The following is a 12,640-nucleotide window of genomic DNA, read 5'->3' as shown; positions in this document are numbered from 1 at the left end:
GTGCTGCTCGCCGGAGACGGGGTGGCGTTTCCGGCAAGCTGTAGAAGCGAAAGTTGCGAAATATGGCGAGGGGCGGGCGTGCCATTCGGGTTCTAGGCTTTTTGACCAACTGCGGCCATTCGTCGGAGTTTCTGAAACGACTTCGGCTGCAGATGGCAAATTGATTGACGAGACAGTCGGAGAATGCGATTTGCCCCGCATATCTGCGTGCTATCATGCCTGCAGCACATTTCAAATACTACAGGAGCGAGGAACATGGAACGTAGCAGCGCGAGATCGTCTTGCGGCAAGGTTGCTGGCGGAACGGTCGCAAAGGTCCAGGAACCGCGCGAACGAAAAGCGGATGGGCGAAAGGCCGCGGCAGTATCGGACGTTCCCGCAAAGGCGATAGCCGCAGCAGGGAAAACCCCTTCTGCGTCGAACAAGCCACGTTGGACGTCCATCGGCATCTGCTGCACGCTTGCATGGGCGTTCCTTATCAACGCAGCAGGTGGAGAAGCACCTACTGGCCAGCTTTCATGGCAAGTATCCTATTTCGCGCTAGCGCTGGCCATGGTGGCCTTCGGCTTCATCGCCCGCAGCAAACCCGCCTTCGTGGAATCCCCGATGGCGGGCTACGTTGCCGCCGCCATCGGCGCGCTTGGCGCGGCGGCGCTGTTGTTCTCCAGCGTCACGCCCGCCCTCGATGCGCTTGAATACCCCGCCACCATCGCGTGCTCGTGCGTGCTTGGCTGGCTGTACCTGCAGTGGGGCATGTTTTACGCGCGCGTGAACCTGCGAACGGCCATCGGCTGCCTGTTCATCGGCAACATTGCCGCATCGGTGTTGAAGTGCGCAGCGCATTTCAGCCCGCTTCCGCTCATGTGCGCCATCACTATGGCGCTGCCCGTGGCATCGGTGCTGCTGTGCCGCATGTCGCTTATCGATGCGCCGGCGGGCAGCCGTGCCGCCGTGCGGTTCGAGTCGCATAACCTGCGCGGCCTCTGGAAAGTAGCGGTTGCGGCGGCGGTGCTCAGCTACGTTACCGCGTTTTTGGTGGGCACGTCGTTCGGCAACCAGAGCGCGGCGGCGGCCGACGTGTTCCTGCTCGGTCGCGCGTTCGAGGTGCTTATCTCGGGCGTGGTGCTAGCCATGGTGATTGGCGCGAAGCGGGCGTTCAACTTCGCGCAGCTGTGGCGCATCGTGTTGGCGGTTCTGGCAGTCGACGTGCTCAGTCAGGCGTTGCTGCCGCAGATCACGTTCATTCGCTGCGTGGAAAGCAGCGCATGGGACTTGCTGGTGCTGTTCACATGGCTGACCGTCATCGACATTGCGCGCCACGCAAAGGCCGACCGTAATGTGGTCATTGGCGTAGGCTGGGCCGTGTACGCGGCTTCCTTTGCTGCAGGATCGGTGCATTCGAGCTGGTTTTCGCTAGGGCATCCCGGCATGGCGCTCACCACGCTGTTGATGTTCGCGCTGGCCATGGTGGGCACGTTCTTCCTGGAAGTGCGCGACCAGGACACCAAATGGATCTTCGCCGAGTTGTCCGGCGAACGCGTGAGCGCCCCGCAAGACCATCGCAGCATCGACGAGCGTTGCGATGCCATCGGCGCCGAACGCAACCTAACGCCGCGCGAGCTTGAGGTGATGAAGATGCTGTGCAAGGGCCGCACGAAGTCCTACATCGCAGAAACGCTGTACTTGACAGAGAACACCGTGCGCAGCCACACCAAGCACATCTATACGAAGCTCGATGTGCACAGCAAGCAAGAGCTCATGGACCTGGTAGGTGCGTAGCTGCCGCTGCCTTGCGTTGATAAGTCGTCGGGCGAAGCGATAGACCTGGCCGATATTGACGGCAGCAATCAGTTGTTTTCGGAAGGGTGCGCCGCCGCGTAGGCGGTTTTGATTGCATCGCGGTCCATGACGGCTATGTCCGCGCCTCCGAAGTCCAGCTGATGCCTAGATGCCGCGCTTGAGCCAGTCTACTGCGTAAACCCTACCGCGCCCCGCGCGAATCATATAAGCCCCTATGGTCTACCTGCCTTTCGGTCGTTATTGGTTCGCATTATCCTACCGGGCCGAACAGGGGACGGAGGTGTGTTCACACACTAAGTGAGAGACAGGTGCCCGTTGAAGTCGAGCTGCCCATGATCGTGACGGTCGGACCGGAATCTGTGCTGAAGGCTACCTCGACCTCCCCGTCTTCCAGGCGGTCGACCCAGTTGGTCTTGAAGTGCGGCGTGCCGATGATGGCGATACGGTGCCGCTGTCGAGTTCTGGCGCCGAGCCGAACTTGCTCCCGGTGTTCTTGCCTAGCCATGCCGACAATTGGGCGTTGTCCTCGAGTGGTGCGAAGTCCACTTCGGCAATCTGATCGTTCGTGCCTGTTATAGCCGGGGAATGCCGGAGCGCAGAGGGCGCTGTGCTTGTTTGTCCACAACGAGGTGGCGATGTTGAGACGATAGTCGCTCGAGGCATTCTTTGGGTTGTCTTTGAGTATAGGGAGCATGTTTTCAACGTTCTTCCGCGTTGCCAGGGACCGATTCAAGCTCCTCGAGCGTTTTGCTCTCGGCTCCTCCGGCTAGCATCTCCAGCGCAGTGTAGAGGCGCGCTGGCAACGTGATGTAGCTTTCCGTGCCTGAGAAGTCGTCCTTGAACAAGCGAGCGACGATGGACATCGGTCCGGGTTTATTTCATCTGTTTGGGACGGAATCGGAATGTATCTTGGTGCTGCTCCTTTTGCTTGTGCTGACTTTTGCGTCGCTAGAGGTGCGGGGGATTAAGTTGTCTCTAGCGAAACAGGTGTCATAATCATGGTCTAGGTAGCTTGCGCTCATGCGACCTTCTTGCATGCGGAATGTGAACACACGGAGGTGGCTCTATGCCGCTATAGAGAAAGCCCCGATTGCGCTTGCAGCGATTACCGCCTCGCCAACTTCGATGTATCCGCCCGCCGCACAACTACATGTCCCCCTTCCACATATGCTCGCGGTACTCCTCCAGTAGATCGACCAAAGTTGCCGATTCCCTTGCATGGCGCTCTATGCTCTCGTAGCGATTCGTTGAACCAGATAGATTACCAGGCACACGGCGCGAACGTGTTTGTTGCCCGCAACGGTCAAGGAACTCATCCCAGTGAGTTTTGATCCATTCCTCAAAACAAGTACGCTCATTCTCATCCTCGAATGTTGGGATAAGCGTATCAAGCAAACGAACTTCTTCGACTGCGCTGGGACCTTCTTTGCTTTCATCTAGCTCAAACATCATCGCGATACGCTCAATGGAGCCCTTAAGGTAATAGGCGTAGAAATGAGCGGCTTCGGAAAAAGCCGTGCGGTAAGAATTGCGAAGGGTGGAGATACTTGGCGCCGGGATCCACAGATGGTCGGAATATGCACCGGGCATTTTATGAATCGTTGTCTGATGGTAGTAGAAGTAGGCTGTCCACCAGTTTGGGTGCGAGAAAAACGGGCTAGCCAGCATAAAGTACTCGACTCCGGTCCAGCCTTCTTCAGGCTTGCGAACAAAAGTGAACTCGGGAAAGTCGGCGTGGCAATAGCAGTACCCGCCGTATTCCTCATCCCTCGCTAAAACAGGAAGGGTATGAACCCATTTGGAAGGCTCGGAGAGTAGCTGGGGGAGCCTCTCGAGCGGCGTTTTGTCCAAACCAAAATGCCTACGCCAAAGTCGCTCGGTCTCGAGCGGGTTAGCCGTCTCCTTTTTTGGGGTATTGTTGTCGGCGCTTCTCGTATAGACAGCACCTGCTCGAACAACACTGCGCCCCTCTCCATAATCAACGGCCAAATAATAAGGCAGGGATTCGCTATCGTGGTCAATTAGGACAACGTCAACGCAAGCGTTGTCCAGCTCTATCGATGCGACGCGAACTTTGGGGATCCCATCGGCCCAGTGCTTTGTACGCAGCATATTAACGATGCTTTGCGTATTCCTCCGTTCGCCCAAGAGATTAGCGTCACCGGTTGGCTGAAAGTCCTCTTCTTCATCAATGCCGATAAGCAAAAGCCCCGTTGTGTCTTCGGGATTGTTCGCCATGCAGATTATGTCGTGAAGTAAGTCTGCCTTGTTTCCATGCCACTCACGCTTGAAATCCCAGTAGGACCCTTCGCGCTTGAGGTTGGCGAGATCTGCGACCAGTTTGGGCAATGATTCATCATTCGTATATCTTGGTTCCATCCAGCACCTGCTTTTAATCGTTGCCCTTTTGCATAAGAGACTCAATAGTTCTTGCGAGCGAGCTCCAGAACGATAGGTGGGCGCTCTCGACCACCTATCTACTCGTTTCTTTTGAAGTTCTCTGCCTGGTCCATGACCTTTTCGAAGACTTCCTCGTCCCACTCGGGCGGATAGCCGTTCTTGTAGAGCAGCACGGTGAGGTCCATGTTCAACTGGCTCTTGATGTCGTCGCGCGTCGACCAGTCGGCGTACTGCGCCTTGTCGTTCACGAGCTTCGAAATCTCTTTTGCAAGCGCGATGCACCTCTCGTTCTCGAAGATAAAACCGTGGTCGTCGCGCACCTTAACCAGGATGTCGTAGAACGCCTTCTCCTCGTAGGTTATGCCCATCTTCTCGAAGGAATCCTTGTCCTCCTTAAGATCGCGAAGAATGTCAATGAGCTGCTCGCTTAGGTTGTCAACAAAATCAGATACGACCTCGCTCGTAAAGGTAAGGTTGTCGCGTGAGTTGTAGGCGTCCACCACTTTGCGAAGGCGCTCATCGAACTGTTGCGCTTTCACCTTGTTGGTGCGTCCGTAATCCTTAATTGCCCGCTTTACGAGCTTCATCAAAGCGTTGAATTTAGTGATGGGCATCTTCATGGCGTTGAGTTCGGCAACTGCTTTTTCGCCGAAGAGGTCCTCGGGGCCGTCGGCGTCGATAACGCTCTCGACGCCCGTGCAACTAATCGCCTGCCGCACCATATCCTCAACGACCTCGTTCATCATCTCGGCGTCGGGCGCGTCGCCCTTGGTCTGCTTGTAGACGATAGAGCGGATCGCCAGGTAGAACTGGGACATCGCGGTCTCGCGGTCAGAAAGCTCTCCCGAGGGGAAGCAAATCTGGTACGCGGATTTCAGGATGCGCGTAAGCCCCATGAATCGCGTCTGGAGCTCCTTCGAGAGCTGCACGTACTCGGCGGCCCTGTTAAGGCACCCGAGGCGCTCGAGGGGCTTGCCCGTATGGAAGGCGCTCGAGTCAAAGTTGACCATGAGGTCATCGATCATGGCCAGGTGGTTGCGGAAGATGCCGAGAGCGACGGTCAAATCATCAATGGCGCCAGAACCGTCGCCGCCGTAGGTCTTGAGCGCCTTCATCATGTTCTCTTTGATGCCGATGTAGTCGACCACAAGTCCCTGGTCTTTGCCTTCGAATACGCGGTTCACGCGACTGATGGTCTGCACCAACGTATGGCATTGCAGCGGCTTGTCGATATACATGACGGCGAGCGAGGGAACGTCGAAGCCCGTGATCCACATGTCGCATACGACGGCCACCTTGAAGTTCGAGTCATTGTTCTTGAACTGCTTGTCCAGCTCCTTGCGCCATTCCTTGTTGCCACAGGCGTCGAAGAGGTCCCTCGGGTCGTCCTTGCCGCGCGTGGCCACGATGTTGATCTTGGGCAGCGCCTCGAGCTCCTCCAGCTGCTCTTGCGAAAGCTTGCTCTCGTTCTCTGCCTTCTTCGCCATGCCCCATTCGGGCCGTATGGACAGGATGGCGTTGAGCAGGTCGAAGGCATGGGCGCGGTTAGAGCAGGCGATCATGGCCTTCTGCACCACGCCCGGCTTCTCCCCGCAGAGGCGCTCGTAGTGCTCGACCATGTCAGCTGCGAGTTTCTTCAGGCGGTCGGGATCGCGCAGCAGCACCTCCATCGAGCTCATGGCGCGCTGGCTCTCCTCGATGGCGTCCTCGGTCGAGCCCTCCTCGGCGCAGCGGTCGTAGTATTCTTGGATCTTCTTCGCCTCTTCATCGGAGAGGAGCACTCGCGCCAACCTTGGCTCGTAGGCGATGCGCACGGTGATTCCGTCGTCGCTCGATTCCTTCATGGTGTAGCGGTCCACAACGGGGCCGAACACGGCGATCGTCTCGTCGATGGGCGTGCCCGTGAAGCCGACGTACGTCGCGTTCGGGAATCCGTCGCGCAGGTATTTGGCGAAGCCGTAGCGGGTGAAGGCACCCTCTTCGGTGATCATGAGCTTAGAGCCCACGCCCGTCTGGGTGCGGTGCGCCTCGTCGGAAATGCAGATGATGTTGCAGCGGTCGGAAAGGAGACCCATCTGCTCGCTGAACTTCTGGATGGTGGTGATGTAGACGCCGCCCGATTCGCGCCCGCGCAGAGTCTCAGCCAAGTCGTCGCGCGTCTCGATGCTGCGCACGTTCTCGTCGTGCAGGAACCGCTTCGCGGTCACGAACAGCTCGCTTGCCTGGTTGTCCAGGTCCTCGCGATCGACGATGAGCACGATGGTGGGATTGCCCAGCTCTTCGCTACGTCGAAGCATCATCAGGCGCGAGAGGAAAAGCATCGTGTACGTCTTGCCGCAGCCAGTGGCGCCGAAGTACGTGCCGCCCTTGCCGTCGCCCTCGGGGCGCAGGTGCTCGCAAATGTTGTCGAGCATCCTCGTCGCTGCGAAGTACTGCGGGTAGCGGCAGACTATCTCCGTGGAGTTTTTGCTGTCGTCTGGGAAGAAGACGAAGTCGCGAACGATTGCCAGGAAGCGGTCGGGGGCGAAGGCGCCCTCGACCATGGTGTAAAGCGAGCTGATGCCGTTCGACACCTTGTCGACGTCATTGGCCTTGTTCCAGGCGTAGAAATACGAGTACGGGGTGAACACGGTGCCGATCTTGCTGTTGGCGCCGTCGCTGACCGCGGCGATGCAGCAGTACTTGAGCAGACTCGGGATGTCACGCGCGTAGCGAATGGCAATTTGCTTCCACGCGTCGTGGATGGTCTTATCCTCCTCTATGGCGGTCTTGAACTCGAGGATGGCGAGCGGTATGCCGTTCACGAAGCACAAAAGGTCGGGGCGGCGGGTGCGCACGTCCTCGACCGTGTATTGGTTCACGATGAGGAAATCGTTGCTCGAGATGTCGTCGAAGTCGATGTACTCGATATGGACGGCAGGCTTGTTCGCGTCTTCGCGAAGAAGGGTGTACCCCTCGTTGATGAGCCAGAACGCTCGCCGACACCCGTCGTAGAGCGGGGTCGAGGGGATACGCTTGAGCTCGCCCACGAGCGTCTGGAGCTCGCCCTCGGTCAGGTCGATATCGGCATAGCGGCGTCGAAGGCTCGACTTCAACCGGTCTTCCATGAGCGGCTCGTCGAAGCGGCGGTGCAGCAGCTCGCCGTTGGCATAGCTCCAGCGCATGCCATTGGCGTCCTGCTGTTTGAACAGCTCGATGATCGCCTGTTCAAGCTCGTCCTCGGTGAACTTGCCGTTTTCGAATTTAAGGTCTGCCGCTTCCATACTTGCCTACTCTTTGCCGGTCGTTTCCTGGATGAGGTATGTGTTAAGGGCGCACGCCAGATTGACGGCAAGGTTGGCCATGGGCCCGCTCATCTCGCGCCCCGTCGCTCCGGAGCCGTGCGCCGCCGCCTTGTTGCGGATGATGGGAAGCGACATGAGGACACTGCTCTGGAGGGCCTCAGGCTTAAGTCCCACCGGGAGAGATAGCTTGCCGGCCTCAAGCAAACGCTTTGTAAGGCCGTTGGCCGCCTCCGTCTCGGACTCCGAACCCAAGATGACCTTGAGGACGCTCTCGTAGCTCTTCTCGGCATTGATCACAGCCTCGGCGTAATCGCCGCGCCCCAGGAAATCGATGGCCTTCCTCAGTTCGTCGTAAGCTCCTTGATAGAGAGGGCACGCATCCTTGAGTTCCTTCATCTCACCGAGAGTCTTGAGCTTTAGGTCCTGCTCGAACTGCTTGGGATCAATCTTCACCAACCGTCCATCGACGAGAATCCAGGGGATATCTTGCTCGCGGAGCACCTTGTTGATCTCTCCGCGGAAGCCGCCCTTGCCGTTTTCGGCGTCGTCGGAAAGCTCCTCGTATTGGAGCTCTATGAGGTCGAAGAGGTGCGGTGTGTGGACGTTTGCAAGGGCATGGACCTCGTCAAGGCCCGAACCCATGCGCATCATATCCAAGTCGACGACCCGGTAATCGACGCTCTCGTTGAGCTCGCGTATCGCAAGATCAAGGGCGTCGGTATCGACGGTATAGTTATCGTAGCGACTGGGCTGGAGATTAATCGGCTCACGGAAGTCCTCCATGACGCGTGCGATTAGGACTTTAGCGCTATAGGGAACGCTGCCGCCGTCATCTCCGCCAAACCAGTTTGACTCGTCCTGAAGCAACTCCTCATAACGCTCAGAGAATAGGTGTCCCATGATTACCTCGACGCCTCCTCGACTGAGCCCCGGATAAGTATGGGGCATAAGTCCTTGAGCTGGGCTATGAGGCGGGCGTTAATTCGCGCCCTCGTCCAATACGCTCTCCTTAATTCAGCGATAGCTTTAATTGTTTCACCGTCGGGGATTGGCATTTCGCAAGATAAGAAGCGGTCAATAGCCATGCTGCCTCGAATGCTGTCATCGCAAATAAACCAGCCATTGCGACCAATTTCCGCACGAGAGAACCAAGCCATTAGAAACACTGCCATATCAGTATTCGATGCCATGAAAACAGAGTACGCTGGTGAAACAGCAATACAGGAGTCCGTTTCGTTCACCGCAATCGGATAAGAGGCATCTCTACCGACATGAAGCAGATTGCATGCAATCTGACCTGGTTTGACCAGCTTGTATTTAAGCAAGTCGTCGCTGCTTGCCTTGGAGAGCATAAGCTCCTTCTTGATGTTGACACCGTAAGCTACGCCACACTTGCCGTCAAAGTTGCGAACGTCGACTTCACGTAAGTAGTTACCGACAGGTTCCCACGTCTTCGATTTCTTGCACCGATCAAGAAGCGCGTCGCACGTCAGCTTGAGATCGTCGAGGCCCTTCTCGTATGCCCGCTGGTTAGCCAGCATCGCCTCATAGATGGCGACATACTTCCGTTGCACCTCAATCGGCGGCAACAGGATTTCGGTTTCGCAAAAGTCTTCCCAATTAAAGAACTCTGTCGAACTGCCCCATGAGTTTTGAATAACGTAGCGGTCGTACTCGTTGCGACAAACGTACAGATAAAGCCAGCTAGGGCAAAGCTTACCTTCGTTAGCCACGCGAAATACAACATAGTCCTCGGTAACAATATGGGGCACATCGTCATAGTTGTACGTGATACTGAACTTCGACCCATTGCGTGAAGTCCTATGGTTAAAGAAAAATTCACCAGGCATCACTATTTGAAACTTTGTAAGGTCGCGAGAAGAGATGTCTGCCTTCGTTCGTATCATGAGCTTTTGGTTATTGACACCACGGACATCATCAATGCCATAAACGGCTTCGCTATTGGGGCGTTCAACAAGCTCTAGATAATGCCGCAGGCTAGCTTTAGTCAATTCCATAGCCGATACCCTCGAACGCGGCCTCGAGCATGGCCTGGGACTTCTTCTCGGTAGTCAAAAGCTCCTTCATCTCGGTCTGGATGCGGCTCATCTCCTTCTCGTAGTCGATGTCCAAATCATGGTCGATGAACTCAATATATTTGCTCGGCGTAAGTGTGAACCCATGGCTCTCGATAGTGAGTCCATCAGAGTCGTCGCCCTTGATGCGTACGGATTTGCACAGCTCCGGCACGTCCTCGTAGCTGCCATCAACGCAGCGCCAGCTCTCGAAGATGTCTTTAACACGAGCAATCTGTTCAGACGTGAGTACGGTCTTCTTCTTGTTCTTGTTCTTATCGTACGTATACTTCTCGATATTCTCGTCCCACGTGCGCAGGTCCATGAACAGCACTTCGCCACGACGATCGCGCAGCTTGCGACCTGCCTTTTCGCCGGACCCCTTGTCCATGTTCAGAATCCAAAGCGTCACAGAGATATCAGTGGTGTAGAACATATCGCGGGGCAATACGATGATGGCCTCGACCTTGTCGTTCTCGAGGATCTTCTGGCGTATAGCGCCTTCGTTGCCGTCGGCGTTGAGAGCGCCGTTAGCGAGCAGAAAGCCCGCAATCCCATGGTTAACGTCGAGCTTGGAGAGCATGTGCAAGATCCACGCGTAGTTTGCGTTTGATACTGGGGGCACGGGATAGCCTGTCCAGCGAGGGTCCTTGGTAAGCTCATCCTCTCCGCGCCAGTTCTTAAGGTTGAACGGCGGGTTGGCCATGATGTAGTCGACCTTCTTGTCCTTATGCTGGTCTTTCTCGAAAGTCGAGACGGCTTCCTCGCCAAGGTTGTTCGATATGCCGCGGATGGCAAGGTTCATCTTGCATAGGCGCCACGTGTCGGGGTTCGACTCCTGCCCGACCACCGAGATCGCGCTGCTGTTGCCGTGGTGACGTTCAACGAATTTGTGAGACTGCACGAACATGCCGCCGGAGCCGCAGCACGGGTCGTAGACGACCCCCTCGTACGGCTCGATGAGCTCGGCGATAAGCTGAACGACGCAGGCGGGCGTGTAGAACTCGCCGTCCTCCTTCGAGCTGCCGACGGCGAACGTCTGCAAGAAGTACTCATACACGCGCCCGATAAGGTCTTCCTCGTGGTAGCGTTTCTCGCTGATCTTGGCGATCTCATCTATGAGCGACTTAATGGAGCTCTTGGTCGCGCCGAGCGTGGCGAACAGACCCAGCGGCAGCGCGCCCTTAAGCGAGGGGTTCGCCTTCTCCGCCTCGCTCATGGCGTTGTCGATGATGGTGGCGATCGCGTTGTCGCCTGCGTGGTCGACAAGGTAGGTCCACCGTGCGGGTTCGGGCAAATAGAACACGTTGACCGCGTTGTAGAAAGAGGGCTTCTCAAGGAACGCTGGGATGTCGCCGTACTGCTCGACGAGCTCTTTGCGGCGATTATTAAACTTGTCGCCGGCGAACTTCAGGAATACGAGGCTGATGACAGCGTCGCGGTTCTTCTCCATGCTGCCGACGCCGCGAAGCGCGACGCGACAGTTCCACAGCACTTGCTCAAGCGTAAGCTCGGAATCGTTCTTCTTGGTGCTTTTGCGTGCCATAAGGCTCCTGTGAGGTTGAAAAGCGGGAAGTGTAAGATAAGGGAACCAACCGCTCGTGAAAATCGTTTCGCATTAGTTTAGCATTCAACAGGACATAAAACCCATGGTAGAAGTGGGTATATATCGTAAATGCGATGCAAATGGAGAGGCGAACACGCTATGTGCTCTTTGTTGCCGAAAACAAGGGCACTATGGGTGCAGTGGGGATCTTCGACATGGAGAACGTCAAAATCGTTCGCGTCAGGAAGTTCTTTTATAAGATGGGCATGAACGACGTGTTCTGCCACAATGGGGCAACGTACGAGGACTTGCTTGAAGCGATGGAGGGATGGATCGGGAGTTGACCATGAGCCACAAGGAGAATCAAGAGGAGGCAGAGCTGTCCGTTTATGAGCAATCGTTGAAAGTCGCGAAGGCAAAAGGCGGAGAAGCGAGAAGGAACGTCGCCCGACTGTCGGGCGACGCCCGCCCATTCGATAGGCCCGATATTCTCATCACAGCCGAAAGTGGAAGAAGAATGGTCGGCATGGAGCATTTCCGGGTCGACCATCATGTCGGGAAGGGCAAGAAGGTTGAGTCGAAATCTGCAAGATTCTCTTCCGATGCGGAGCGGTTTCGAAAACGGCACGAAGTTGCCGCTTGCGCAGGTGCTTTAACAGAGGAGGCTTATCAAGAGTTTGGCGATTTGATCAGCCGGGCGATACGGGAGCAATCAAACGCCTGCGTTGACGACATCAGCACTTCGCTTGATGCTGGGCTGTTCGGTACGGACGGTCGCGGGCACGTGTCCAAGCTCGATGTGTATCGCGAGCGAATGGCGCAGCTTTATGCTAATGCCGATATTCAACTTGGACTTTTAATTGAGTTCCATACGGATTTGAGCCGATGGTTCCTCACTGATGGCTTTAGGGAGTCCAGGCTATCTCCAGGTCAGTTTCCAATTAGTTGCGATGCCTATGATCTTCTCAAGAAAGCTTCGGCTCATGTTGATTGGATTATGCTTGCGTTTTGCCCGCTTTTCGGCGAAGAGGTGAAGGACGCTGCGATTATCAGATGTAACAATGGCATGTTCGAAACGAGTACCACTCGACAAGGCATAATCCAGACGCCATATTTAGGCCTTGGGAAAGAAGCGCCTTTCGGTAAACAGGATAGACAAGGAAAGGTTAAGTTCAGCGTAGCAAACGACGGTGTTGACTATCTGGTCGAAAACGCTTCCGAGCAGATGGACGCCATCGAGTTGTTCAGCAATGCGATAAACGGAGCCGCCGAAGCAGTCAATCTGGTGCGGAAGGGAAAGCCCTTTGCTGCGACGACGTCCGTTCAGCTTGCCTACGACATAACAAAAGATTCCTTGAAGCACAAAAGTGGGAGTATCGAACCGCAGGATGTTCTTAAGGCGATTGGCGGGATGAACCCATCGGAGAAGCGCGCGCGGATGGAGAATTGGCGGAAGCGCTGGGGCAACGATAGCGCATAGCTCAATTCTCAATTGATACGGGCGAAGCGGCTACGCACCAATGATTTGATAGGAA

General features: G+C 56.1%; 9 protein-coding genes. 3 read left to right on the top strand and 6 right to left on the bottom strand.

The features are described from left to right. Positions 1-255 precede the first annotated feature (255 nt). A complete protein-coding gene (locus tag DW178_RS03320) occupies positions 256-1,779 on the top strand; it encodes a helix-turn-helix transcriptional regulator (protein WP_158574027.1) in 1,524 nt (507 codons plus the stop codon). Positions 1,780-2,498: 719 nt separating this feature from the next. Here DW178_RS03320 and DW178_RS11110 read toward each other — a convergent pair. The 6 genes from DW178_RS11110 to DW178_RS03295 form a co-directional block, all read right to left on the bottom strand. Further along, entirely contained in the window at positions 2,499-2,663 is a 165-nt protein-coding gene (locus tag DW178_RS11110; protein WP_147363798.1) for a serpin family protein, read from the bottom strand. A 283-nt stretch (positions 2,664-2,946) separates the two neighbouring features. Beyond that, positions 2,947-4,179 carry an ATP-binding protein gene (locus tag DW178_RS03315; RefSeq protein WP_118349681.1) on the bottom strand — a complete coding sequence of 411 codons (1,233 nt, stop codon included), beginning with the start codon at positions 4,177-4,179 and terminating at the stop codon, positions 2,947-2,949. Between the two features lie 98 nt (positions 4,180-4,277). After that, a complete protein-coding gene (locus tag DW178_RS03310) occupies positions 4,278-7,463 on the bottom strand; it encodes a type I restriction endonuclease subunit R (RefSeq protein ID WP_118349680.1) in 3,186 nt (1,061 codons plus the stop codon). 6 nt (positions 7,464-7,469) lie between these two features. Beyond that, on the bottom strand, positions 7,470-8,384 hold the full coding sequence (locus DW178_RS03305; RefSeq protein ID WP_118349679.1) for an abortive infection family protein: 915 nt from the start codon (positions 8,382-8,384) through the stop codon (positions 7,470-7,472). 2 nt (positions 8,385-8,386) lie between these two features. Beyond that, positions 8,387-9,502 (bottom strand): restriction endonuclease subunit S, encoded by a 1,116-nt coding sequence (locus DW178_RS03300; RefSeq protein ID WP_118349678.1) that lies wholly within the window; start codon positions 9,500-9,502, stop codon positions 8,387-8,389. Next, positions 9,489-11,105 carry an N-6 DNA methylase gene (locus DW178_RS03295; RefSeq protein WP_118349677.1) on the bottom strand — a complete coding sequence of 539 codons (1,617 nt, stop codon included), beginning with the start codon at positions 11,103-11,105 and terminating at the stop codon, positions 9,489-9,491. The genes DW178_RS03300 and DW178_RS03295 overlap by 14 nt, the downstream gene beginning before the upstream one ends. Before the next feature lie 191 nt (positions 11,106-11,296). Here DW178_RS03295 and DW178_RS11245 point away from each other — a divergent pair, with 191 nt between their 5' ends. Next, positions 11,297-11,449 (top strand): hypothetical protein, encoded by a 153-nt coding sequence (locus DW178_RS11245; RefSeq protein WP_158574025.1) that lies wholly within the window; start codon positions 11,297-11,299, stop codon positions 11,447-11,449. A 2-nt stretch (positions 11,450-11,451) separates the two neighbouring features. Further along, positions 11,452-12,585 (top strand): hypothetical protein, encoded by a 1,134-nt coding sequence (locus tag DW178_RS03285; RefSeq protein ID WP_147363797.1) that lies wholly within the window; start codon positions 11,452-11,454, stop codon positions 12,583-12,585. Positions 12,586-12,640 lie beyond the last annotated feature (55 nt).

The organism is Eggerthella sp. AM16-19, from assembly GCF_003474385.1.
Classification (GTDB): Bacteria; Actinomycetota; Coriobacteriia; order Coriobacteriales; family Eggerthellaceae; genus Senegalimassilia.
The sequence above is the reverse complement of the archived record's forward strand: the minus strand, read 5'-3'. Positions and strand labels throughout refer to the sequence as shown.